The 22,827-nt window shown below is 74.3% G+C and carries 23 protein-coding genes; 10 read left to right on the plus strand and 13 right to left on the minus strand.

Features of this window, described 5'->3' with window-relative positions; genetic code table 11:
• The first annotated feature begins 240 nt into the window (after positions 1-240).
• Entirely contained in the window at positions 241-708 is a 468-nt protein-coding gene (locus IG74_RS0120370; RefSeq protein WP_030678984.1) for a hypothetical protein, read from the plus strand.
• A gap of 98 nt (positions 709-806) precedes the next feature.
• Positions 807-1,739 (plus strand): phosphotransferase family protein, encoded by a 933-nt coding sequence (locus tag IG74_RS0120375; RefSeq protein WP_030678987.1) that lies wholly within the window; start codon positions 807-809, stop codon positions 1,737-1,739.
• A gap of 49 nt (positions 1,740-1,788) precedes the next feature.
• Here the strand turns inward: IG74_RS0120375 and IG74_RS0120380 are convergent, their stop codons facing one another.
• Complete coding sequence (locus IG74_RS0120380) at positions 1,789-2,568, minus strand: SAM-dependent methyltransferase (RefSeq protein WP_030678990.1); 780 nt, start codon at positions 2,566-2,568, stop codon at positions 1,789-1,791.
• Between the two features lie 144 nt (positions 2,569-2,712).
• A complete protein-coding gene (locus IG74_RS0120385) occupies positions 2,713-3,255 on the minus strand; it encodes a DoxX family protein (RefSeq protein WP_051855050.1) in 543 nt (180 codons plus the stop codon).
• A 211-nt stretch (positions 3,256-3,466) separates the two neighbouring features.
• Here IG74_RS0120385 and IG74_RS0120390 point away from each other — a divergent pair, with 211 nt between their 5' ends.
• Entirely contained in the window at positions 3,467-3,790 is a 324-nt protein-coding gene (locus IG74_RS0120390; protein WP_030678996.1) for a hypothetical protein, read from the plus strand.
• 52 nt (positions 3,791-3,842) lie between these two features.
• Here IG74_RS0120390 and IG74_RS0120395 read toward each other — a convergent pair whose 3' ends face one another.
• The 3 genes from IG74_RS0120395 to IG74_RS0120405 form a co-directional block, all read right to left on the minus strand.
• Positions 3,843-4,727, minus strand: coding sequence for a PhzF family phenazine biosynthesis protein (locus tag IG74_RS0120395; protein WP_030678999.1), 885 nt, complete (start codon positions 4,725-4,727; stop codon positions 3,843-3,845).
• Between the two features lie 74 nt (positions 4,728-4,801).
• A complete protein-coding gene (locus IG74_RS0120400) occupies positions 4,802-5,266 on the minus strand; it encodes a lamin tail domain-containing protein (RefSeq protein ID WP_030679002.1) in 465 nt (154 codons plus the stop codon).
• Positions 5,267-5,580: 314 nt separating this feature from the next.
• Positions 5,581-6,471: an SDR family oxidoreductase gene (locus tag IG74_RS0120405; protein WP_078868903.1), complete on the minus strand. Its 891-nt coding sequence runs from the start codon at positions 6,469-6,471 to the stop codon at positions 5,581-5,583.
• Between the two features lie 133 nt (positions 6,472-6,604).
• On the opposite strand from IG74_RS0120405, the gene IG74_RS0120410 reads away from it, so the two are divergent.
• The 5 genes from IG74_RS0120410 (at position 6,605) to IG74_RS0120430 (ending at position 14,084) form a co-directional block, all read left to right on the plus strand.
• Positions 6,605-8,236: an alkaline phosphatase D family protein gene (locus tag IG74_RS0120410; protein WP_030679008.1), complete on the plus strand. Its 1,632-nt coding sequence runs from the start codon at positions 6,605-6,607 to the stop codon at positions 8,234-8,236.
• A gap of 132 nt (positions 8,237-8,368) precedes the next feature.
• On the plus strand, positions 8,369-9,718 hold the full coding sequence (locus IG74_RS0120415) for a multidrug effflux MFS transporter (RefSeq protein ID WP_037825779.1): 1,350 nt from the start codon (positions 8,369-8,371) through the stop codon (positions 9,716-9,718).
• Positions 9,667-10,842 (plus strand): serine hydrolase domain-containing protein, encoded by a 1,176-nt coding sequence (locus IG74_RS0120420; protein ID WP_030679015.1) that lies wholly within the window; start codon positions 9,667-9,669, stop codon positions 10,840-10,842. Before IG74_RS0120415 ends, IG74_RS0120420 begins: the two co-directional genes overlap by 52 nt.
• Positions 10,843-11,039: 197 nt before the next feature.
• Entirely contained in the window at positions 11,040-12,047 is a 1,008-nt protein-coding gene (locus IG74_RS0120425) for a small ribosomal subunit Rsm22 family protein (protein ID WP_030679019.1), read from the plus strand.
• A 72-nt stretch (positions 12,048-12,119) separates the two neighbouring features.
• Positions 12,120-14,084, plus strand: a complete 1,965-nt coding sequence (locus IG74_RS0120430; RefSeq protein ID WP_030679022.1) for a glycoside hydrolase — start codon at positions 12,120-12,122, stop codon at positions 14,082-14,084.
• A 48-nt stretch (positions 14,085-14,132) separates the two neighbouring features.
• On the opposite strand, the gene ddaH is transcribed toward IG74_RS0120430, so the two are convergent.
• Both ddaH and IG74_RS52160 read right to left on the minus strand, forming a co-directional pair.
• Positions 14,133-14,960, minus strand: coding sequence for a dimethylargininase (ddaH, locus tag IG74_RS0120435; protein WP_420709919.1), 828 nt, complete (start codon positions 14,958-14,960; stop codon positions 14,133-14,135).
• Between the two features lie 164 nt (positions 14,961-15,124).
• Positions 15,125-15,304: a DUF6243 family protein gene (locus IG74_RS52160; RefSeq protein ID WP_158857701.1), complete on the minus strand. Its 180-nt coding sequence runs from the start codon at positions 15,302-15,304 to the stop codon at positions 15,125-15,127.
• A gap of 182 nt (positions 15,305-15,486) precedes the next feature.
• Between IG74_RS52160 and IG74_RS0120445 the strand changes: the two genes are divergently transcribed.
• A complete protein-coding gene (locus IG74_RS0120445; RefSeq protein ID WP_030679028.1) occupies positions 15,487-16,119 on the plus strand; it encodes a TetR/AcrR family transcriptional regulator in 633 nt (210 codons plus the stop codon).
• Positions 16,120-16,140: 21 nt separating this feature from the next.
• Here the strand turns inward: IG74_RS0120445 and IG74_RS0120450 are convergent, their stop codons facing one another.
• Positions 16,141-17,019, minus strand: coding sequence for a glycerophosphodiester phosphodiesterase (locus IG74_RS0120450; protein ID WP_051855051.1), 879 nt, complete (start codon positions 17,017-17,019; stop codon positions 16,141-16,143).
• A 170-nt stretch (positions 17,020-17,189) separates the two neighbouring features.
• Here IG74_RS0120450 and IG74_RS0120455 point away from each other — a divergent pair, with 170 nt between their 5' ends.
• On the plus strand, positions 17,190-17,936 hold the full coding sequence (locus IG74_RS0120455; protein ID WP_030679036.1) for a bifunctional DNA primase/polymerase: 747 nt from the start codon (positions 17,190-17,192) through the stop codon (positions 17,934-17,936).
• An 18-nt stretch (positions 17,937-17,954) separates the two neighbouring features.
• Here IG74_RS0120455 and IG74_RS0120460 read toward each other — a convergent pair whose 3' ends face one another.
• The 5 genes from IG74_RS0120460 to IG74_RS0120480 form a co-directional block, all read right to left on the minus strand.
• Positions 17,955-18,929: a hypothetical protein gene (locus IG74_RS0120460; RefSeq protein ID WP_030679039.1), complete on the minus strand. Its 975-nt coding sequence runs from the start codon at positions 18,927-18,929 to the stop codon at positions 17,955-17,957.
• 36 nt (positions 18,930-18,965) lie between these two features.
• Positions 18,966-19,745: an FTR1 family iron permease gene (locus IG74_RS0120465; protein ID WP_107058982.1), complete on the minus strand. Its 780-nt coding sequence runs from the start codon at positions 19,743-19,745 to the stop codon at positions 18,966-18,968.
• A gap of 123 nt (positions 19,746-19,868) precedes the next feature.
• Entirely contained in the window at positions 19,869-20,705 is an 837-nt protein-coding gene (locus IG74_RS0120470; RefSeq protein WP_030679045.1) for a heme ABC transporter ATP-binding protein, read from the minus strand.
• A complete protein-coding gene (locus IG74_RS0120475; protein WP_051855062.1) occupies positions 20,702-21,787 on the minus strand; it encodes an iron ABC transporter permease in 1,086 nt (361 codons plus the stop codon). Before IG74_RS0120475 ends, IG74_RS0120470 begins: the two co-directional genes overlap by 4 nt.
• Positions 21,788-21,792: 5 nt before the next feature.
• On the minus strand, positions 21,793-22,803 hold the full coding sequence (locus IG74_RS0120480) for a heme/hemin ABC transporter substrate-binding protein (RefSeq protein ID WP_030679051.1): 1,011 nt from the start codon (positions 22,801-22,803) through the stop codon (positions 21,793-21,795).
• Positions 22,804-22,827 lie beyond the last annotated feature (24 nt).

Here is a 22,827-nt window from a genome sequence, read left to right on the forward strand (position 1 = left end):
GGCGCGTTCACGGTGTTCACTCCGGCGCGTGCGCCAGGTGGCGGAGTGCCGAGTGCCGGTGGCTCGACCGGTTTTGGTCGTGACATGTCAAAAATCAAGAGAGTGTCCCTTGCTACCTCCGGGGACCCATGTCTCAATGCCTCCAACCCAAATCGCTGACACGCCGTCAGCCGCCGTGGTGCGGGGCGTGTTCAGCGAGGCGGCACCCCACACTCCCCCCATGCGAAGGCAGGCCATTCCATGAGGCACGGCAGACTCGTCCTCTGTTCGGCACTCGGCACCGGCGCGCTCACCCTGACCGCCCTCGTGCTCGCCCCCACCTCCGCCGCCGTCGACCCCCAGACGGCGACCATCGACTTCGAGTGCGGCTCGTTCGGCGCGGGCGCGGCGACCCTCAAGGCCGCGCAGAACGGCACCAGCGCCACCATCGAGCTCTCCACGTCCGCGATCACCGCACCGATCAACGTCGGCGCGGGCGCGGTCAACTCCACCCTCACCCTCACCAAGAACGGCACCGGCACCACCACCTTCACCGGCAACGCCAACCCGGCCATACCGGCGGGCAGCCCCATCTCCAGCGGCCCGCTCAACGGCACCGTCGCCCCCGGCGACAGCCTCGCGGCCAAGTCCCTCAAGATCGTGGTCTTCGGCATCACCGTGAACTGCAACGCGACGTCGGCGCAGAAGCCGGGGCCGTTCGTCTTCTGACCCGCCCCGCAGGGGCGCCGCCGCCCGGACGGCGGGCGGCGGCGCCCTCGCCCGTAATCCCGTTGCCGCCGCGCCCGCGCCCGCCTACCTTGCCGATCATGCTGCCCCCCGTGCACACCGACGAGGAATGGGACGCGATCGTCCCGGACGAGGCCGTGATGCGGCCCGGCGCCGAGGACCTGTGCGCCCGGCTCGGCGTCGCCGGGGCGCCGCTGACCCGCTTCGGCGAGGGCTCCCAGCCCGTCTACGCCGTCGGCGACGAGCTCGTGCTCAAGCTCTTCCCCGCCGCGTCGGCCGACGACGGCGTCACCGAGGCCCGCGTCCTCGCCCACGTGCACGGCCGCCTCCCCGTCGCGACCCCCCGGGTCCACTCCTTCGGCCCGTACGAGAACGGCTGGCGCTACGTCCTGATGTCCCGGCTCCCCGGCGAGGGCCTGCACCACGCCTGGCCGCGCGTGCCCGCGGCCGACCGGGAGCGGCTCGCCGAGCGGGCGGGGGAGGCGCTCGCCGCGCTGCACGCCCTCGACCACGCGCCGCTCGCGGACGCCATCGGGCCCGGCGACTGGGACGCGTTCCTGGCCCGGCAGCGGGCGGGCGCGGTCGAGCGGCAGCGCGCGCGGCACCTCCCCGAGCACTGGCTGGAGCAGATTCCGGACTTCCTCGACGCGGTGGAGCCGCCCGCCGCCGGGGCCCGGCGCGCCCTGCTGCACACCGAGTTCATGCGCGAGCACCTGCTCGCCGCGCCCGCGCCCGGCGGCTGGGAGCTCACCGGGCTCTTCGACTTCGAGCCCGCGATGATCGGCGACCCGGCGTACGACTTCGTGGCCGTCGGCCTCTTCGTCACCCGGGCCGACCCCCGGCTCCTGACCCGCCTCACGACGGCGTACGGCCGCGCCTTCGAGCCCCGCGAGCTGCTCGCCCTCACCCTGCTGCACGTCTACAGCAACCTGCCCTGGTACCTGCGCGAGCTGCCCGCCCCGCCCGAGCCGACGCTCGACGCGCTGGCCGAGCACTGGTTCGGGCGGGGCTGAGCGCCTCGCCGCAACCGCCGAGCCGCACCGGACCGCCCGGCGGCGGGGCTCAGTCCACGGGGACGAGCGTCAGATAGGCGGTGCCGAGCACGCGGCGGTAGCCGCGCAGCCAGATCGCGCGGTGCCGGTCCGCGCGCTCGCGCGCCCGTGCCGCCCGCGGATGCGAGGGGTTCGCGGCCAGCCACACCTCGACGTCCGCCAGATACGCGGCCTCGAACTCCTCCCACTCCTCGTCGCTCGCCGTCTCCACCCACTCCGGCCGGAACCCCGCGGCGACCGCCGCGTCCGTCAGGTCGCCCAGGTACAGGTGCTCGTCGGTGCGGGCGTCCGGCCACATCGCGGCCAGCTCCGCCGCCGTCGGCGTGCGCTGCCAGAACCCCTCGCCGAGGACGACGCGCCCACCGGGCCGCACCAGGCGGCGCAGGGCGCGCAGCGCGCCCGCGGTGTACGGGGGCGCGGCGTCGGCCGGGCACAGGGCGTGGCCGGAGCTGAGGCACAGCACGACGTCGGCGGGGCCGCGCGCGGTGTCCGTAGCCGACTCGGACGCGAACTCCACGCGGTCCGCGAGCCCCCGGGCCCGCGCCAGGGCCCGCCCCCGCTCCAGGTCCTCCTCGTTCAGGTCCACTCCGACGGCGGTGGCGGTGGGCACCGCCGCGAGCAGCCGCAGCGTCAGCTCGCCCCAGCCGCAGCCGAGGTCGAGCACGGTGGGCCGCTCCGCGGCCCGCAGCGCCCCGGCCACCCGCGCCACCATGCGGGCGGCCCTGGCCTCGGACAAGGGGCCGTGGAAGGTGAGGCGGGTGAGGCGGGGCGGGGCGTCTGCGAAGGTCATGGGGCGCGACGCTAACCGGTCGGGCGCCGGGGCCGCACGGGGTTTTGTCCCTCGCGGGGCGCCCCCGGGCCCGCCCCTTCCCGAACCGGGGCTCCGCCCCGGACCCCGCTCCTCAAACGCCGGAGGGGCTGAAAGATCCAATCGTCAGGCCTCGTCGTCCCGCAAGGCCCGTCTCCGGGAAGCCACGAGCGCGGCTGTCGCGACCCCCGTCGCGAGGAGCGCGGCCGGTGCCATCCAGGGCCGGTTGAGGGCGTCGCCGAGCGCGTGGTCGGCGGAGAGCCGTCCCGGCCCCGTGACCGCGAGCGCCGCCGAGACGAGGCCGAGGACCGCCGGGTACTCGAAGCCGCCGCCCTGGTTGAAGAAGCCGTTGGGCGCGTGCACGGGCGCCGCCCCCGCCATGGCCCCCGCCGCCGCGGCCCCGGCCGCAGGGGTGGCGAGGCCGAGCGCGAGCAGCGCGCCCCCGCCCGCCTCCGCGAGCCCCGCGAGCACGGCGTTGACCTTGCCCGGCCGGTAGCCGACGGACTCGAAGAAGGCGCCGGTGCCCTCGATCCCGCCGCCCCCGAACCAGCCGAGCAGCTTCTGCGAGCCGTGCGCGGCGAGCACCGCGCCCGTGCCGGTGCGGAGCAGCAGCAGCCCGATGTCGCGCCGGTCGGGGCGGGCGCAGGGGTGGGAACGGCGACAGGTCACGGCGGGCTCCAGGGCGGGCTCGGGACGAGGGGGCGCCTCGTGGAGAGGCACCCCGCGCTTCCTCCCACCGTCCACCGGGACGGCCCCGCCCACGCGGTGCGGCCCGCCGTCCGGGTGAGCGGCCGCGGAACCCGCGAGGGAGCGGGCCCGGCGGTCACCGACCGTACGGGCACCGGTGGCGGGACCGGTGCCCCGGTGTGACCGTGGACGCATGACCATTCCGGTGAACCAGCTCAGCGACCCGACGGTCAGGGACTTCGTCACCGCCCTGAACGCGGGCGACCAGTCCGCCGTGGCGGGCCTGCTCACCCCCGGCGCGACCATGTCCGACGACGGCTCCGACCGGAACCTCCAGGAGTGGCTGGACCGCGAGGTGTTCTCCTCGAACGGCCACATGGACGTCGAGTCGGAGGCGGACGACGGCCTCACCCTCGTGGCCAACTACCGCAACGACACCTGGGGCGCGATGCGCACCAAGTGGCAGTTCACGGTGGACGGCGGGAAGGTGTCCCGGTTCGAGACCGGTCAGGCCTGAACCGGGGCCGGGGCCGGGGCCGGGACCCGGGGGCGCGGGGCGTCGGTGGCCGTCAGCCGGGAATGCGTACCGCCGCGCCCGACACGCGCACCCGGGCGTCCCCTTCGAGCAGCGTCACCGTGAGCAGCCCGGGGCGCCCCATGTCCACGCCCTGGTGGAGGGTCAGCTCCGTCGCGGCGGGGACCAGGCCGAGCTCGCGCGCGTAGGCGCCGAACGCCGCCGCGGCGGCACCGGTCGCGGGGTCCTCGACGACGCCGCCGACGGGGAACGGGTCCCGCACGTGGTAGACGGACGGGGTCTCCCGCCAGACCAACTGGACCGTCGTCAGGTCGAGCCGCAGCATCAGGGACTTCAGCCGCTCGAAGTCGTAGTCCAGGTCGGCGAGCCGCTCGCGCGTGGCCGCCGCGAGGACCAGGTGCCGGGCGCCCGCGAAGGCGATGCGCGGCGGCAGCTGTGCGTCGAGGTCGCCCGCCGCCCAGCCGAGGGCGGCGAGGGCCTCGGTGACGTCGGCCGCGGGGGCCTCGCTCACCTTCGGCTCGACGCTGGTGAGGGTGGCGCGCAGCGTCCCTCCGGCCTCGGCGACGGTGACCGGCACGGTGCCGGCCTGCGTCGCGAACACGAAGTCGCCGGGCCCGTCGCGCTCGGCGAGGGCGACGGCCGTCGCCACGGTGGCGTGGCCGCAGAAGGGGACCTCCGCCTGCGGGCTGAAGTACCGCACGGTGAAGGAGCGGCCCTCGGGCCCGGCCCCGGCGGGCCCCGGCGTCACGAACGCCGACTCGCTGTAGCCGAGGTCCGCGGCGATCGCCAGCATCCGCGCGCCGTCGAGTCCGTCGGCGTCGAGGACGACTCCGGCCGGGTTGCCGCCGTCGGGGTCGGTGGCGAAGGCCGTGTAGCGCAGGACGTCGGTGGTCTGGGCATGCTGGTTCGGTGTGTTCATGATCAGACGATAACTGCCGTGCGGCCGGGAGCATTCCCGGCCGCACGGCGGTGTGCGTGCGGGCCCGCCCGGGCTCAGTGGCAGTTCTTGGTGCCCCGGTCGCGGGTGGTCCAGGAGCAGGAGTCGAGCTGCGAGCCGTTCGGCTTGATCAGCCGGGCCTTGTCGCTGGTGTTGTTCCACACGTGCCAGCCGCGGCCCCAGTAGCGCACGCCGGCGGCGTCGGTGCCCCGGCCGGTGCGGACCTTCACGGTCTTGCCCGCGCCTATCTTGTAACTGCCGAAGGTGTAGGTGTAGTTGGCGTCCTTCAGCTTGTAGCCCTTGAGCTGGATCGGGTTGCGGCTGTTGTTGTGGATGTTCACCCACTCGCCGTTGACCGAGGCGTTGGCGGTGGTGTCCCGGCCGGGGCTGTCGTACTGGATGAAGCCGAGGTGCAGACCACCCTGGTGGCGCGGGGCCGCGGACGCCGGGCCCGCGGCGAGCAGCGGGGCCGTGAGTGCGGTGGCGGCGAGGACGGCCGTGGCCGCAGAACGAATGCGCAACGTGTGCTCCGTCTGTGAAGTTTCCGTGGAGAGCTGCCGAGCCTAGCGGCTGGCCGCGGGCCCCGAGGGCGGATCCCGGCGGCTGCCCAGAGTCTGGTCCCCAGTTCGTCCGAAATCCGTAGGGGCGTCATCCGCCGCTCGGCGCAGGGCGGTTCCGCGCCCGAGCGGGCATGGTGAAGCCCGCTGCGGTACGGATGTGCCGCGCCATCACGTCGGACATCTGCGGCCTCGTCGTGGCTGGTCGCGCCCACGCGGCGGAGCCGCACACAGACACAGCCCCGCGCCCCTACGGGGCGCTCCCCGGCGTGCAGCCCTCAGCCCCGCCCCACATACGGCATCGTGGTCGCGAGCACCGTGGCGAACTGCACGTTCGCCTCCAGGGGCAGCTCCGCCATGTGCCGCACCGTGCGCGCCACGTCGGCCACGTCCATCACCGGCTCGACCGCGACGTCCCCGTCGGCCTGGAGGATTCCGGAGCGCATGCGCGCGGTCATGTCCGTCGCCGCGTTGCCGATGTCGATCTGGCCGACGGCGATGCGGTACGGACGCCCGTCCAGGGACAGGGATTTGGTCAGGCCCGTGAGGGCGTGCTTGGTCGCGGTGTACGCGACGGAGTGCGGGCGCGGCGCGTGCGCGGAGATCGAGCCGTTGTTGATGATCCGGCCGCCCTGCGGCGCCTGCTCCTTCAGCTGCCGGAACGCGGCCTGCGCGCACAGGAAGGCGCCGTTGAGGTTGGTGTCGACGACGTGGCGCCAGGCGTCGTACGGCAGCTCCTCGACGGGCACGCCCCCCGGTCCGAACGTGCCGGCGTTGTTGAAGAGCAGGCCGAGCCGCCCGAACCGCTCGCGCACGGCGGCGAAGAGCGCGGCGACGTCGTCGGGCGCGGAGACGTCGGTCCGCACGCACAGCGCCCGTTCGCGGACGGCGTCCCCCAGGTCGGCCGCGGCCAGGTCGACCGTCTCGCGCAGCGTGGTGTCCCTGCGGCCCGCGAGCGCCACGGACCAGCCCGCGCGCAGCAGTTCCACGGCGACGGACCGGCCGATTCCGGAGCCCGCGCCGGTGACCACGGCCGTCTTCGCGGCGGCCTCCGGAGCCGCCTCCGGGGCTGCCTCGGAGGCTGCGTCCGGGGCCTCCTGAGGGTCCGTCCGCTGGTCCTGAGGGTCTGTCCGTCGGGCCCGGGGGGATGCCGTTCGCTCAGCGTTCATGGCCCCGCAGCGTACGGGAGGGTCCGCAACTCGGACATCATCTGCTCGACATATGGCTGTTGTGTACGCGACAGTCCATCGTCGTCCCTCAGCACTCCAATGCACCGTACAGCCATTGTCCGGGGAGGGGCACATGTCAGCTTCAGGTCAGCACGCACCCGAACTCCGCGCCGCGGCACGCCACTTGGGCCGCCGTCGCTTCCTGACCGGCACCGGCGCGGCCGCCGCGCTCGCCTTCGCCACCAACCTGCCCACGGCGGGTGTCGCGGGCGCCGCCGAGCTCGACGCCGCACGCGTCTCCGACGACCCGTTCACCCTGGGCGTCGCGTCCGGAGACCCGCAGCCCGACTCCGTCCTCCTGTGGACCCGGCTCGCGCCCGAGCCGTACGCGGAGAACGGCGGCCTGCCCGCCGAACGCGTCACCGTCCACTGGGAGCTGGCCCGCGACCCCCGCTTCCGCCGCGGCGTCAGACGCGGCACGGCGACCGCGCACCCCGAGTTCAACCACTCCGTGCACGTCCAGGTCGACCACCTCGACGCGGACCGCGCCTACTACTACCGCTTCCGCGCCGGCAAGTGGACCTCCGACACCGGCCGCACCCGCACCGCGCCGCACCCGCACAGCCGCACCGGCTCCCTCACCCTCGCCGCCGTGTCCTGCCAGGCGTACCACGACGGCTACTTCACCGCGTACAAGCACCTCGCCGATGACGACGTCGACGTCGTCTTCCACCTCGGGGACTACCTCTACGAGTACGCCGTGAACTCCGTCGGCGGCGCCCGCAAGTACACCGACCGGGTGCTGCCCGACGTCTTCAACCGCGAGACGCAGACCCTCGACGACTACCGCCGCCGGTACGCGCTCTACAAGACCGACCCCGACCTGCGGGCCGCGCACGCCGCGCACCCCTTCGTCGTCACCTGGGACGACCACGAGGTCGAGAACAACTACGCCGACGACCTCGACGAGAACGGCAACCCGCCCGAGGAGTTCCTCCTGCGCCGCGCCGCCGCGTACCGCGCGTACTGGGAGAACCTGCCGCTGCGCCGCCCGCAGCGGCCCGCCGGGCCCGACATGCAGCTCTACCGCCGCCTCGGCTGGGGACGGCTCGCGCAGTTCGACATCCTCGACACCCGGCAGTACCGGTCCGACCAGGCGTACGGCGACGGGGCGCACGTGCCCGGGCCCGAGTCGCTCGACCCCAAGCGGACCATCACCGGCGCCGGCCAGGAGCGCTGGCTCATCGACGGCTGGCGCCGCTCGCGCGCCCTGTGGAACGTCGTCCCGCAGCAGGTCACCTTCTCCCAGCGCAAGCTCGACCTGAACCCCGTCGCCAAGGTCAGCATGGACGCGTGGGACGGCTACGCGGCCTCGCGGCAGCGGGTCCTGGCCGGGGCCAGGGCCGCCGACGTCGAGAACCTCGTGGTCCTCACCGGCGACGTGCACGTCGGCTACGCCTTCGACATCCTCGACGACTTCGACAAGCCGTCGTCGAAGATCGTCGGTACGGAGATCGTGGCCACGTCCATCGCCAGCGGCAAGGACGGCGCGGAGCGGCCCGCCAACTGGGAGACGTACACGAAGGCCAACCCGCACCTGAAGTTCTACAACGGGCGCCGGGGCTACGTGACCGTCGCCCTGGGCCGCGACGAGGCCCGTGCCGACTTCAAGACGGTCTCCGCCGTCACGACGCCCGGCGCCCCGCTCACGACGGCGGCGTCCTTCGTCACGGAGGCCGGCAACCCGGGCCTGAAGCCGGCCTGACCCTGCCGGGGCTCCGCCCCTCGTCCGCGAACGCCGGAGGGGCTGGATCTTCCAGCCCCTCCGGCATTCGCAGAGGGCACCCCCCGGCGCCTGCGACGATAGGGGGACGTGACAACTACCGGGAGGGGCGCGATGGCCGAGCGCGGGCAGGGGACGGGCACACAGTCCGAGGGGCACATAGGCGGCGGGGGCGCCGCGGCCCCGGAGGGCACCGCCGAGGCCGTGGGACCCGCGAACCGCGGGGCCCTGCGGGTGGCGACGGGAGCCCTCGTCACCCTCATCCTCGGCGGCCTCACCGCCATGCCCCCGCTCTCCATGGACATGTACCTCCCGGCCCTGCCGGAGGTCACCGACGCCCTGCACGCCCCGGCCGCCACCGTCCAGCTCACCCTCACCGCCTGCCTCATGGGCATGGCCCTCGGCCAACTGGTCGTGGGGCCGATGAGCGACAAGTGGGGCAGACGCCGCCCCCTCCTGGCGGGCCTGCTCGTCTACGTCCTCGCGACCGCGATCTGCGCGCTCGCCCCCACCGCCGAGCTGCTCATCGCCTTCCGCCTGCTCCAGGGGCTCGCGGGCGCCGCCGCCATCGTGATCGCGCGGGCCGTGGTGCGCGACCTGTACGACGGCGTGGAGATGGCCCGCTTCTTCTCCACCCTGATGCTGATCTCCGGCGTCGCCCCGGTCGTCGCGCCGCTCATCGGCGGCCAGGTCCTGCGCGTGACGGACTGGCGCGGCATCTTCGTCGTCCTGACGGTCGTGGGCATCGCCCTGACCGTGCTCGTGTGGCGGAGCCTGCCGGAGACCCTCGCGCCGGAGGACCGGCACGGCGGCGGCACCGCCGAGGCCCTGCGCACCATGCGCGGGCTGCTCGCGGACCGCGTCTTCACCGGCTACATGGTCGCGGGCGGCTTCGCCTTCGCCGCCCTGTTCGCGTACATCTCCGCGTCGCCTTTCGTCATCCAGGAGATCTACGGAGCCTCGCCGCAGACCTTCAGCCTGCTGTTCGGCGTGAACTCCATCGGCCTGATCGCCGTCGGCCAGATCAACGGCAAGCTGCTCGTGGGCCGGGTCAGCCTCGACAAGGCGCTCGGCCTCGGGCTCGCCGTCATCACGCTCGCCGCGGCCGCGCTGCTCCTCATGACGAGCGGAGTCTTCGGCGACGTCGGCCTCGGCGCGGTGGCCGCCGGGCTCTTCGTCCTGATGTCGGCGATGGGCCTGGCCATGCCCAACACCAACGCCCTCGCGCTGATGCGCACCAAGCACGCCGCGGGTTCCGCCTCCGCGCTGCTCGGCACCTCCTCCTTCCTGATCGGCGCCATCGCCTCGCCGCTGGTCGGCATCGCGGGCGAGAAGACCGCCGTACCGATGGCCGTCGTCCAGCTGGCCTGCGGACTGGCGGCCGTCATCTGCTTCGTGGGACTGTGCCGCCCGTGGCAGCGGAACAGCAGTACCCAGGAGGAGCCGGAGGGGGCGGACCGCTGACGCCGCCCCGGGTGCTGCGCCCGGGCACCGCGGACCGCGCCGGACTCGACCCCGAGCTCCTCGCCCGCCTCGTCCACGACGTACGCGAGCTGACGCGCGGGCCCCGGCCGTGGGCCGCGGGCGCCGTGGTCACCGCCGGGCGCGGCCCGGTGATCGCGGTGGCCGAGGCGGCGGGCTGGGCGGTGCGGTACGCCGCGTACGACGAGCACGCCGACGCGGGCGTCGAGCTGCCGCCCGAGCGCCGGGTGCCGATGACCGTGGACACGCCCTTCGACCTGGCCTCGCTCACCAAGCTGTTCACGACCGTGGCGGTCGTGCAGCAGCTGGAGCGCGGCACCATCGGGCTCGACGATCCCGTCGGCGGGCACGTCCCCGAGTTCACGGGCGCCGCCGCGCACGGCGTCACCGTGCGCCAGCTCCTCACCCACACGTCCGGCCTGCGGCCCGAGCTACCGCTGTACGAGCACCCCGACCCGGCCGCGCGGCTGCGGGCGCTGCGCGTCGAGGCGCCCTCAGGGCCGCCCGGCACCTACCTCTACTCCGACCTGAACCTGCTGCTCCTCCAGCACCTCCTGCACCGCGTCACCCGGCGCCCCCTCGACGCGCTCGTCCGCGACGGCATCACCCGGCCGCTCGGCATGGCCGCCACCGGCTTCGGGCCGTGCCCCGGCGCGGCCGCCACCGAGGACCAGCGCAGGCCCTGGGCGAAGGCCGACCGGGGGATGCTGCGCGGCGAGGTCCACGACGAGAACGCGTGGGCGCTCGGGGGCGTGGCGGGCCACGCCGGGCTCTTCTCCACCGCGCGGGACCTCGCCGTGTTCTGCCGGGCGCTGCTGTGCGGGGGCGCGTACGGGGCCGCGCGCGTCCTCGGTCCCTCCTACGTCGATCTGATGCTGGCGCCGCCCGGGCTCGGCTTCGCCGTCGACCAAGGGTGGTTCATGGGGGAGCTGGCGGGGCGGGGGGCCGCGGGGCACACGGGGTTCACGGGTACGTCGCTCGTCCTCGACCGGGCCTCCGACTCGTTCCTGGTCCTCCTCGCCAACACGGTCCACCCCCGACGGCGGCCCCCGGCCAACGGCCCCCGGGCCCGGGCAGCCACGACCCTCGCCCAGTCCCTCCGCTGACCCCTGCCGGGGGGCGGGCGGAGGTGGTGCGGGCGTGGGCGGGTGGTATTCAGCCCGTCCGGCGTTTGAGGACGAGCGCGGTAGCGCGATGGATGGAGCCCGTCCGGCGTTCGAGGACGAGGTGCGGAGCGCCGAGGGGGCGCGGTGCCGCACGGCGGAGGCGCCGGGCAGCCGTGGGCGCGGCCTAAAATCGACAGGTGTACGAGCACCTTTCCCCCGCCGAGACCCTCCGCACCGCCCTCGCCGACCTGCTGGAGGACCTCCCTCCGCGCGCCGCGGCCCAGGCGGTGGACCGGCTGATCGCGAACTACCGGGGCGCCACCCCGACCGAGGCCCCCGTCCTGCGGGACCGGGCCGACGTGACGGCGTACGCGGCGTACCGGATGCCCGCCACCTTCGAGGCCGTGCACGCCGCCCTGCGGGCGTTCGCCGCCGCGGCCCCCGAGGGCTGGGCCCCGGCCGGGCACACGGACATCGGCGGCGGCACGGGCGCCGCGACCTGGGCGGTCAGCGCCACCTGGCCGGGGGAGCGGCCGGTCACCGTCCTGGACTGGGCCGAGCCCGCCCTTGACCTCGGCCGCGAACTGGCCGCCACGCACCCGGACCTGGCCGCCGCCCAGTGGCAGCGCGCCCGCATCGGCGCGTCGCTGACCGTGGCGCCCACCGCCCTCGTCACCATCTCGTACGTACTCGGCGAGCTCACCGCCGACGACCGGGAGTGGGTCGTCGACGTCGCCGCCCGCGCCGCCACCGACGCCGTGGTCGTGGTGGAGCCCGGCACCCCGGACGGCTACGCCCGCGTCCTGGAGGCCCGCGACCGGCTCGTCGCCGCCGGGTTCCGCGTGGCCGCGCCGTGCCCGCACAGCGACACCTGCCCGATCGTCCCGGGCAGCGACTGGTGCCACTTCTCCGCCCGGGTCAGCCGCTCATCGCTGCATCGCAAGGTCAAGGGCGGCTCCTTGGCGTACGAGGACGAGAAGTTCGCGTACGTCGCCGCGGTCCGCGGCACCGGGCCCGCCGCCGAAGGGCTCGCGCCCGCGTCCCGCCGCGTGGTCCGCAAGCCGCAGATCCGCAAGGGCCAGGTCCTCCTCGACCTGTGCGAGGCGGAGGGCGCGCTGCGCCGGGAGACCGTGACGAAGCGGCACGGAGCCCTCTACAAGGAGGCGCGGGACGCCGCCTGGGGCGACGCCTGGCCCGAGGCCTGACCGGGGCCGTCGCCGGAGTGCCGGGCGGGGCTTCTTAGAAAGTCCTTAGGGGCGGTGACTATCCACGTCACCATGCCCATCAAGATCACAGCCCTCGGGCTCGCCCTCACCCTCGCCGCCGGAAGCGCAGGCGGCGCCGGCGCGCAGGCCGCCGCCCCGGAGCGCGCGGCGCCCGGCACCCGGGTCGAACTGGCCGTCCGCGGCGGCACCGCCGTCGTGGACACCGCCACGCTCGCCGTGCGCGCCCGCACCCGCGACGGCCACGACCGGCTGCTCTCGGCCGCCGCCGCGACGCCGCTCGGCGCGCCGGGACCCGTGCGGCGGCTCAACGGGGGCCGGGTCCGCTGGAGTTACCCCGAGCGCGGCCTCGACGTCACCGCCCGGGCCGACCACGGCCGCCTCGCCCTGAGCTTCGGCGCCCGCCGCGACACCGCGCTGCGCTGGCCCGTGACGGGCGTCGGCGCCCCGGCCTCCGCGAGCCTGCAACTCCCGCGCGGCGAAGGGCTCGACATCCCGGTCGCCGACCCCTTCTGGACCTCCGGCGGCGGCCGCATCGCGGGCACGAGCGTCGACGTGGGCGCCGAGCTCACGCTGCCGCTGTGGGGGTACTCCGCGGGACGGCACGGCGTCAGCTACCTCACCCCGACCGACATCGGCACCTCGCTCGCCTTCACGAAGGACCACGGGAGGCTGCGCGCCACCGCCCGGCACGCGTTCCGCCGCGCCGAGGGCACGCGCGCGTACACCGTCACGCTCGCCCTGACCGACGGCAACCCGGTCGCGCCCGCCGCCGACTACCGCGCCTACCTCGCCGAGCGCGGCCGGCTCGGCAGCCTGCGCGCGAAGTTCCGGCAGAACCCGGCGGCGCGGGGGCTCCTCGGCGCCTTCCACGCCTACCTCTGGGGCGAGGCCCGCACCGCCGCCGGGGTGCGGCGCCTCCGCGCGCTCGGCGTCGACCGCATGTGGCTCGGCTACGACGCGGGGCCGGGCCCCATGGACAAGGAGGCGGTCGCCGCGGCGAAGGCCGCCGGATACCTCGTGGGCCCGTACGACACCTTCGCCAACGGGCAGGACCCGAAGACCGCCGACAGCCCCACCTCCGTCTGGCCGGGCCGGGTCTACCCGGACTTCTGCGTGCGCGACGCCGACGGCACCCCGCACACCGGATTCGGCGGCCGCGGCTGCTACTTGAGCTCCGCCGCCTTCGAGCGCGCCGAGCCCGCCCGCCACTACCTGGCCGACCGCACCCGCGCCATGGTCCGCAACGGCTCCGACAGCTACTTCCTCGACGTCGACGCCACCGGCGAGCTGTTCCGCGACCACTCCGCGGACCACCCGATGACCAAGGCCCAGGACCGCGCCCACCGCCTCGCACGGATGCGCCGCATCACCGGCTCCGGCCTCGTCCTCGGCTCCGAGACCGCCCAGGCCTGGGCCAACCGGGTCCTCGCCTTCGACCACGGCAGCGCGACCCCCGTCGCCGACGGGCTGTGGGCCCTCCAGAAGGACCGGGAGAAGTGGGGCGGCTACTACCCGGAGAACGCCCCGAAGGCGTTCTTCAAGCCGGTGCGCCTGCCCGCGGACCTGTCCGACGCCATGTACGCGCCGCGCTACCGCGTCCCGTTGTACGGGACAGCCCTGCACGACGCGACCGTCAGCGCCGAGCGCTGGGAGCTGTCGTACGAGAAGCTGCCCGCGGAGAAGACGCGGCGCGCGCTGCTCGCGATGCTGTACGACCGGCCGCTCAACTACGTGCTCGACGGGCCCGCGCTGACCCGGCACGGCCGTGAACTGGCCGCGCTCCAGCGCTACTTCTCGCCCCTGCACCGGGCGGCCGGGGCCGAGCCGCTGACGTCGTTCCGGTGGCTGACCGGCGACCGCTCGGTCCAGCGCACGGTCTTCGGCGACGGCACCCTGACCGTCACCGCCAACTTCGGCACGAAGGCCCGCGCCGGGCTCCCGGGCGGCTGTGTGGACGCCGAGCTGCGCACCGACACCCGCCCGCGCAGGCTGTGCCCGGCGGACCTGGGCTCCTGAAGGAAGAGGTGCGGGCGGTCCACAGGCCGCCCGCAGCCGAAGGACGGGCTACCGCAGCCTCAGCTCCTGCGTACAGCACTTCACGCTGCCGCCGCCCTTGAGCAGCTCGCCGAGGTCCATGCCGATCGGCTCGTAGCCGCGGTCGCGCAGCGGCTGGAAGAGCCCGGTCGCCGCCTGCGGAAGGAGCACGTGCAGGCCGTCGGAGACCGCGTTGAGGCCGAGCGCCTCGGCGTCCGCCTCCTCGGCGATCAGCGCGTCGGGGAACAACTGCTTGAGCACGGCCTGGCTGCCCGGCGAGAACGCGCCCGGGTAGTACATGACGTCGTCCGCAGTGTCGTCCAGGACCGCGAGGGCGGTGTCCAGGTGGTAGTAGCGCGGATTGATCAGGTCCAGGCCGATCACCGGGCGGCCGAACACCTCCTGGGCCTCGCCGTGCGACAGCGGGCTGGCGCGGAAGCCGCGGCCCGCGAGGACGTACGAGGACGTGACGGCGAAGTCGCCCTCGCCCTCGTTGATGTGGGTCGGCTCGTGCACGTGCTCGAAGCCGTGCGCACGGAACCACTCCAGGTGGGCCGCCGCCTCCGCCTGCCGCTCGGGGTAGGCGAAGCTGGCGCCGAGGACCCGGCCGTCGACGACGGTGGCGCCGTTGGCCGCGAAGACCATGTCCGGCAGGTCGGGGCGGGGTTCGAGCTCCTCGACGGTGTGGCCGAGCGAGCGGTAGCGATCGCGCAGGTCCTCCCACTGGGCGATGGCCAGCGGGACGTCGACGGGTTTGGCGGGGTCCATCCACGGATTGATGGAGTACGTGACCTTGAAGTGCGCCGGTGGGCACATCAGGTAGCGCCGGGGTGTGGCGCGCCGGGCAGCTTGACGCAACGAAGGCTCCTCACGAACCGCAGGGGCTATTGCTGCCCATGGTGCGGTCTGAGGAGCCTTCGCGCAGTGATCTGAGTGGCTCGAACTGTGGTGTGGACGGGAAAAAGCTCATGAACCGGAGGTTCCGGGGGTCAGGAGCCTTTCGTTCGCGGGGGCATCCGGCGTCATGAGCCGTTGTTCGCCGCCCTGCCCTCCTGGAGCCTCCGCAGCAGCTCACGCTTCTGCTCCTGGGGGCTGAGCCCGCCGCCGACACGGCCCGCGCCCTTGCCGCCGCGCAGTGCCTTGCGCGACAGGTTGCTGCGGGTGCCGCCGACACCGAGCATTCCGGATCCGCTTCGCGTCATGGTCGTACCTCCGTGAGTCGTCGAAGTAGTGGCCGTTGCCGATGTCACACCGACCATCAGCGAGACGTTGCGTCTCGTCTTGGGTCAACAGTAGGCGAGACGCTCCGTCTTGTCGAGGGGATTTGCGGCGCCGCGGCCGCTGGTGAGACGCGGCGTCTCGTGGCGCTGCTACATTCGACGGCATGGCCCAGAAGACCGCACCTGACTCCACGCGCCGCAGCGAGCGTTCGCGCCGCGCGATCTACGACGCCGCTCTCGCCCTGGTCGGCGAGGTCGGCTACGGCAAGATGACCATCGAGGCGATCGCCGCCCGCGCGGGCGTCGGCAAGCAGACCATCTACCGCTGGTGGCCCTCCAAGAGCGCCGTCCTGCTCGACGCCTTCCTCGACCTCGCCGACCAGGCCAACGCCCAGCTCAGCGAGGAGGCCGGGCTCGCGGAGCCCGCGACCGCCATCCCGGACACCGGTGACCTGGAAGCCGACCTCAAGTACGTGCTGCGCGCCACCGTCGACGAGATGACCGACCCCAAGTTCGACGCCCCGGCCCGCGCGCTCGCCGCCGAGGGCGTCGTCAACCAGGAGCTCGGCGTCGAATTCGTCGAGAAGCTCCTCGAACCCCAGCTCCAGCACTACGTGAAGCGGCTGCGCCTGAGCCAGGACCGCGGCGAGATCGCCGCCCACGTCGACCCGCGCATCGCCCTCGAACTGTGGACGGGCCCGCTCGCCCAGCGCTGGATGCAGCGCACGGGCCCGCTCACGCACGCGTACGCCGACACGCTCGTCGAGTACGCCCTGTACGGCATCGCACCCCGCTGACCCGGCACCGCGCGGCGCGGATCACCGCCGGTTGAGCGGCCCGAGGAAGCGCCGCGCCGCCTTCTTGCCGCCCTTGACCGGCGTCCGCGAAAGCAGCCCCGGGGCGTCCGTGATCACGCCGTTGCAGCCGAGCCTGAGCACCCGGTCGCGCTGCGCGGGCGTGGTCACCGTGTGCGCCCACACGCGCGGGATGCCGGAGTTCACCGCCCGCCGCAGGTCCTCGTCGCGCGCCTTGTAGTCCACGTCCAGTACGTCGACGAACGACGCCCAGCGCTCGGGGCGGTCCGTGCGCAGCTGCTGCTTCGACCGCCACAGCTGCGCGAGCAGGCCCAGGTGGTGCGCGCGCCTGGCCACCCAGGGCTTGTTGGAGTTCACGAACACCGAGCGGGCCAGGCCGCGCTCGTGGATCAGGGCGCTCAGCCGGTTCAGGCTCTCCGGGTCCTTCGCCTCCAGCATCAGCATGACCCGCCCGCCGAACCGGTCGAGGACCTCCGTCACCGTCGGCGGCCGCTCGATCCGCCAGAGGCCCGGCACGTGCCGCTGCGGCCGCAGCCGCACGTGCTGCCACTCGCGGGCCGTCAGCAGGTTCACCGGGCCCGTCGCGTACGTCGTGCGGTCCAGGGTCGCGTCGTGCAGGACCACGAGGGTGCCGTCGGCCAGCATCCGCGTATCGGCGTCGATGACCTGCGCCGTGCCCCGCTCGAACGCCGCCACCAGGCCCGACATGCTGTTCTCCGGCACCTCCAGGGCGCCGCCCCGGTGCGCGGTGTGGACGAACGGCGGCAGCGCGTCGACCGTGAGCGGGCCGCCGCCCCACTCCAGCGGGGCCAGGAAGGCGGTGGGCCCGGTGAGGGCCAGGGCGGTGACGCCCGAGAGTGACAGCACAGTCCGTGTGACCATGGCGACCACCGTAGGAGTGGAAATCGCCTCTTCGCCCGCAATGACGCGCTATGTCACCCCCCGCCTTGCATCACCCCAGCTACCCCGGATGTGGGCTACGGCCACCCGAGGAGCAGGATGGTGGGACCATAGGTCATGCTGTTCCGCACAATGGCGAGGTGAGGGGATAGATGGGCGCAGAGTTCGGCCGGACGTCCGGCGCGCAGAGCAGGATCTCCCAATGGCTTCGCCGACGGTCACGTGCGGGCGCGGACGGCGACGCCGAGGCCACGCGCCGTGAGGACCTGCTGCTCGCCGTCGCCGCCGCGGGACTGCCGCTCGCCCCGGCCGCGCACCCCGCCGGTTACCGCTGTTCCTGCGACCGCATCGGCTGTCCCACGCCCGCCCGGCACCCCGTCTCCTTCGCCTGGCAGACCCAGTCCACCACCGACCGCGCGCAGATCGAGCGCTGGTCGCGGCACCAGCCGCAGGCCAACTTCATCACCGCGACCGGCATGGTGCACGACGTCCTCGACGTGCCGCTGGAGGCCGGGCGCGCCGCTCTCGAGCGGCTGCTGGCCGACGGGATCGACGTCGGGCCCGTCGCCGAGTCCGAGGGGTCGCACGGACAGGGGCGGCTGCTCTTCTTCACCGCGACGCGCGGGACGCCGGAGGACGAGGACGAGTGGTGGCCCTGCGAGCTGGACTGCCACCCCGAGACGATGGACGAGCACCCGGGGCTGCGGTGGCACTGCCGCGGGTCCTATGTGCTCGTGCCGCCCGCGCGACTGCCCGGTGACCTCGCGGTCGGCTGGGTGCGGGGGCCCGAGTTCCCGCTGCCCGACCCGCTGACGCTCCTGGAGATCCTCACCGACGAATGCGCCCGGTACGCGGGGGAGCCGCAGGGGGACGTGGCCGCCTGGCCCTTGCGCGGCTGAGCCCCCGGCGGGGCGCGGCTACTCGCCCTTCGCCCCCACCAGGCCCTGCATGCGGCCCAGTATCGTGACCTCGCCCTTGGCCCCGGGGGTCAGGGAGACCTGGTTCGAGACGCGTTCCAGGGTGACGGACTGCTTGGCCTCGCCCTTCATGAGGGCCTTGACGTCCGGTTCCACGTCGACCGTGAGGCCCTTGGACGCGGTCTGCTTCTCGTAGTGGTGGGTGGAGAAGAAGACGAGCGCGCCGCCGTCGCGGGTGCGCAGGCCTATGGGGGCGAACGCGCCGGCGTTGCGTGGCTCGTCCAGGTACTGCACGGCGAGGCCGAGGCGCTTGCTGTTCTTGTCGCGGGCGGCCTTCCACTGCGTGGTGTGCGGGCCCGCGGCGAACGCGTCGCCGCCCGACTTCAGGAACGCCGTGTACTCCTCGCCGAGGCGCCGGGGCGCCATCGCGAGACCGGCCTGGTCGACGGCGACCGGCTGCGCGAACCCGTCCCCGTCCTTCTTCAGGTCCGGGATCCGGTCGGGAAGGACCAGGTTCAGATACGTGGCCTCCCACAGCTGGTCCCCGCTGCCGCGGGTGAAGACGATCAGCCAGCGGTAGCCGTGCGGCTTGCGGTTGCTGAGGGCGCTGACGACGAAGAACCGGGGCCAGCCCGCCTTCTTCGGGATGGCGTACTCGACGTCCGAGAACCGCAGCGGCACGTGCCGGGCGTTGCCGTCCGGGTGCTGCGCGCGCCGCGCCTTCAGGCCCGCCTGGTTGATGGCGCCGAGCGGGCCGGTGACGCGGGCCGCGTCCAGGGCGGGGTCGTAGGCCTCGTCGGCCTTGTTGTAGGCGCGCAGGAACTCCTTGAGGGCGCGGGCCGCCTCGGCCTTGGTCGCCGTGGGGATGACCTCGCGCTCCCCGTGCACCGTCACGCATCCGCTCGCCGTCACCGACAGGGCGAGTGCCGCTGCCGCCGAGGCACCGAACCGCCCGAGCCTGCGCACCCTGATCATGGGACCCCTTCGCCTACCCGTTTCCGGGCCCGAACCCTATCGGGACCCCGCCGGGCCCCGGCGCGGGGGCGCCGTCAGGAACACCGCGAGGGCCGCCACCAGATACAGCGACCAGACGGCGGCCTGCAGGACCGTCGGCTGCGGCGGCAGGACGAACACGCCCTCCAGGAGAGCGCCGTACCAACTGTCCTGCGGAATCGCCGCACCGACGTCGAACGCCTTGTCCTCCAGGCCGCCGAGGAGCCGCGCCACCTGGAAGGCGCGCACGCCGTGCGCGAGGAAGCCCGCCGCCGGCACGAGGAGCAGCGCCCCGGCCCAGGTGAGGAACGCGGCGCCGCCGACGCGCAGGAGGCCGCGGCAGCAGAGCAGGCCGAGCGCGGCCGCGGTGAACAGGCCCAGGACCACGGCGAGCAGCGGCGTGTACGTGCCGTCGTCCGCCGTGCGCACGGCGGCCCAGACGAGCAGGGAGGTCTCCAGGCCCTCGCGGCCCACGGCCAGGAACGCCGCCGCGGCCGGCGCGGCCGTGCTCGTCCGGGCGGTGTGCCGTGCCCGCAGGGCCAGCCACGTCACGAGCGCCGCCGTAAGGACCGAGAGGGAGCCGCCGAGCACCTCCCGCGCCTCGAACGTCAGCTCCCGCGAGCCGAAGGTGAGGGCGCAGCCGAAGCCGAGGAACAGCGCCGCCGCGCCACCGGCGCCGGTCCACACCGGGGCAAGCGCGTCCCGGCGCCCCGCCCTCACCAGATGCGCGACGAGGACGCACACCACGAGCCCGGCCGCCAGGCCCGCCCGCAGGCCGATCAGATAGCTGCCGAACACCGCTCATGCCTTCCCGGTGCACAGCGCACGGCTCCACCAGTCGCCCTCGTCCCGCCCCCGGACGGGATGACGTAGACCGCCGAACCCGCGCGGGGGATGTACGCGGGAGGCGATCAGATGTCGTCAGCCGGCCCCGCGCACCGGTGTGACCAGTGGCTTTCCGGTACGAGGATGGGGGAACACCTCGATCGGCTGGCGGTACACGCCGGACAGCAGCTCCGCGTCGAACACCTCGCAGGAGGCGCCGTCCGCCGCCACGGTCCCGCCCTGGAGCACCACCGCCCGGTCCGCGTACGCCGCCGCGAGTCCCAGGTCGTGCAGCACGACGACCACCGCGTCCCCGGCGGCGGCGCGCTCCCGGCAGATCCTGAGGACCAGCTCCTGGTGGCGCAGGTCGAGCGCGGCGGTCGGCTCGTCGAGCAGCAGCAGCGGCGCCCGCTGGGCGAGCACCCGGGCGAGCGCGACCCGGGCCCGCTCGCCGCCGCTGAGCGCGGAGAACGGCCGCGCCGCGAACTCGGCGACCTCCGTGGCGGCCATCGCCTCGCGCACCACCTCGTCGTCGTCCTCCTCCAGGCGGGTCCCGGCCCAGGGTGCGCGCCCCATCCGGACGACGTCCTCGACGGGGAAGGGGAACGACAGCGTCGCCGACTGCGGCAGCACCGCCCGGCGCAGCGCCAGTTCGGGAGCGGGCCAGTCCCCGGCCGCCCGGCCGCAGATCCGCACGGTGCCCGAGGCGACGGGCAGATCGGCGGCGAGCGCGGCCAGGAGGGTGGACTTCCCCGCGCCGTTGGGGCCGACGAGGGCGAGCACCTCGCCCGCGCGGGCCGCCACCGAGACGCCCTTGAGGACCTCACGACCGCCGAGCGCGAGCCGCGCGTCCAGGGCCTCGGCGAGGGCGTCGCCGGGCGCCACGGGCCCGGGCACCGCGCGCTCGCGCACGCCGAAGAGCCGCCCGATCATGCCCAACCCCCTTGCTTGCGACGGGTCCTGCGCAGCAGCCAGAAGAAGAACGGGCTGCCGAACAGCGCGGTGAGGACGCCGAGCGGCAGCTCGGCGGGGGCGGCCACGGTACGGGCCGCGAGGTCGGCGCCGACGAGCACCACGGCCCCGCCGAGCGCGCTGCCCGGCACCAGGAAGCGGTGCCCGGGACCGGCCGCCATCCGCAGCAGGTGCGGCACGAGCAGCCCCACGAACGTGATGATCCCGGCCACCGCCACGGCCGCCGCGGTGAGCAGCGCCACCACGAGCACCAGGACGATCCGCAGCCGCTCCACGTCCACGCCCAGGTGCCGCGCGGGCCGTTCGCCGAGCGCGAGCAGGTCCAGCTTGCGGGCGTACAGGGGCGCGACGAGCAGCCCGGCCGCCGCGCACGGCAGGACGGCGAGCACCTTCGGCCAGGTGGCCTGGGCGAGCGAGCCGAGCTGCCAGAACGTGATCTGCGAGACCTGGGCGTTGTCGGCGAAGAAGATGAACAGGCCGATCAGCGCGCCCGCGAAGGCGTTCACGGCGATGCCGGTGAGGATCAGCGTCACCACTTCGCTGCGGCCGCCCTCGCGCGACAGGGCGTACACGAGCAGCACGGTGACGAGTCCGGCGACGAACGCGCAGACCGTGACGGTCCAGTTGCCGAAGAAGCTCAGGCCGAGCGCGATCGAGGCGACCGCGCCCACGGCCGCGCCGGAGGAGATCCCGATGACGCCCGGCTCGGCCAGCGGATTGCCGAACACGCCCTGCATCAGCGCGCCCGCGCAGCCCAGCGACGCGCCGACGAGCAGCGCGAGCGTCACGCGCGGAAGGCGTACGTTCCACAGCACGCTCTCCGGCACCCGGTCGAGCGCGTGCCCGCCGAGGCCGACGCGGTGCCGGACGGAGGCGAGGACGTCGCCGAGCGGGATGTCGTACGCGCCGAGCCCCGCGGACAGCAGGCCCAGCACGACGAGCGCGGCGGCCAGGGCCGCGGTGATCAGCGCGGGCGTGCCGCGCCGCCCGCGCCGGGCGGTGGCCGTCTCCCGCGCGGGGGCCGCGGCGGGCGGCTTGCTCACGAGCGTCACTCGGCGTCCCCGTACAGCTGGTCCACGAGGGAGGCGAGCACCCGGTCCGTGCGCGGGCCGTAGTTGAGGAGCACGCCGTCCTCGACGGAGACGACGCGGCGGTCCATGCCCGCCGGGGTCTCGGCCACGCCCGGGATCTTCACCAGGCCCTCGACGCCGCCGACCGAGTCGAGGCCCTTGGACATCACCAGGATCGCGTCCGGCGCGGCCTTCGCGAGGGCCTCGCTGGTGATCGCCGTGAAGTCCTTCCTCAGGCCCGACTCCTTGCCCGCGTCGACCGCGCCCGCCGCTTCGAGCAGCGATGAGGCGCCCGAATCGCGGCCGCCGAGCAGATAGACGGAGGCCGAGCCGCGCAGATAGAGGAAGGCCACGCGCGGCTTCTTCCCCTTCTCCGGCACGGACCGGCGCACCTTGTCGAGCCGCGCTTCCGTACGGGAGGTGAGGGCCGCGCCCGCCTTCGGCACGCCGAGGGCCTCCGCGACCGCCTCGATGCGCGGGCCGACGTCGTCCAGGCCCTTGGCCGGGTCGAGGACGACGAGCGGGATGCCCGCGTCCCTGATCTGGTCGACGGCCTCCGCCGGTCCCGTCGTGCTCTCGGCGAGGACGACGGTCGGCTTCAGGGAGAGCACGCTCTCCGCCGACACGTCGTGGGCCCGCGTCACCACGGGCAGCTTCTCGGCCTGCTCGAAGGTGGCGGTGATGTCCCGGGCCACGACGCTCTTGCCCAGGCCGAGCGTGAACACGATCTCGTTCAGGCTGCCGCTGAGCGGCACGATGCGGCTGGTGTCCTCGACCGTGACCTTCTTGCCGTCCGCGGAGTCGACGGTCACCGGGAGCTTCGGCCCCGGCGTCTTCGTGAGCGGTTCGAGGCGGTCGGCGTGGGCGGCCTTCGCCCCCGTGCGCTTGCCCGCCGAGCCGCCGTCATCTGCGGATCCGCATCCGGCGAGGGTGAGGGCGAGTACGGCCGCCAAGGCGCCGGCCGTCCGGAGTGAGCGCGGCTTACGCACCGAAGTCCACCGTCCTGTCGTGTG

The sequence above is a fragment of the Streptomyces sp. NRRL B-1347 genome (genome assembly GCF_000720325.1).
Taxonomy (GTDB): Bacteria; Actinomycetota; Actinomycetes; order Streptomycetales; family Streptomycetaceae; genus Streptomyces.

What these genes read in the sequence shown, in the direction of transcription:
- IG74_RS0120370 (WP_030678984.1), top strand. Translation starts at nt 241, where the DNA reads ATGAGGCACGGCAGACTCGTCCTCTGTTCGGCACTCGGCACCGGCGCG.
- IG74_RS0120375 (WP_030678987.1), top strand. Translation starts at nt 807, where the DNA reads ATGCTGCCCCCCGTGCACACCGACGAGGAATGGGACGCGATCGTCCCG.
- IG74_RS0120380 (WP_030678990.1), bottom strand. Translation starts at nt 2,568, where the DNA reads ATGACCTTCGCAGACGCCCCGCCCCGCCTCACCCGCCTCACCTTCCAC.
- IG74_RS0120390 (WP_030678996.1), top strand. Translation starts at nt 3,467, where the DNA reads ATGACCATTCCGGTGAACCAGCTCAGCGACCCGACGGTCAGGGACTTC.
- IG74_RS0120395 (WP_030678999.1), bottom strand. Translation starts at nt 4,727, where the DNA reads ATGAACACACCGAACCAGCATGCCCAGACCACCGACGTCCTGCGCTAC.
- IG74_RS0120405 (WP_078868903.1), bottom strand. Translation starts at nt 6,471, where the DNA reads ATGAACGCTGAGCGAACGGCATCCCCCCGGGCCCGACGGACAGACCCT.
- IG74_RS0120410 (WP_030679008.1), top strand. Translation starts at nt 6,605, where the DNA reads ATGTCAGCTTCAGGTCAGCACGCACCCGAACTCCGCGCCGCGGCACGC.
- IG74_RS0120415 (WP_037825779.1), top strand. Translation starts at nt 8,369, where the DNA reads ATGGCCGAGCGCGGGCAGGGGACGGGCACACAGTCCGAGGGGCACATA.
- IG74_RS0120430 (WP_030679022.1), top strand. Translation starts at nt 12,120, where the DNA reads ATGCCCATCAAGATCACAGCCCTCGGGCTCGCCCTCACCCTCGCCGCC.
- IG74_RS52160 (WP_158857701.1), bottom strand. Translation starts at nt 15,304, where the DNA reads ATGACGCGAAGCGGATCCGGAATGCTCGGTGTCGGCGGCACCCGCAGC.
- IG74_RS0120445 (WP_030679028.1), top strand. Translation starts at nt 15,487, where the DNA reads ATGGCCCAGAAGACCGCACCTGACTCCACGCGCCGCAGCGAGCGTTCG.
- IG74_RS0120450 (WP_051855051.1), bottom strand. Translation starts at nt 17,019, where the DNA reads ATGGTCACACGGACTGTGCTGTCACTCTCGGGCGTCACCGCCCTGGCC.
- IG74_RS0120455 (WP_030679036.1), top strand. Translation starts at nt 17,190, where the DNA reads ATGGGCGCAGAGTTCGGCCGGACGTCCGGCGCGCAGAGCAGGATCTCC.
- IG74_RS0120460 (WP_030679039.1), bottom strand. Translation starts at nt 18,929, where the DNA reads ATGATCAGGGTGCGCAGGCTCGGGCGGTTCGGTGCCTCGGCGGCAGCG.
- IG74_RS0120470 (WP_030679045.1), bottom strand. Translation starts at nt 20,705, where the DNA reads ATGATCGGGCGGCTCTTCGGCGTGCGCGAGCGCGCGGTGCCCGGGCCC.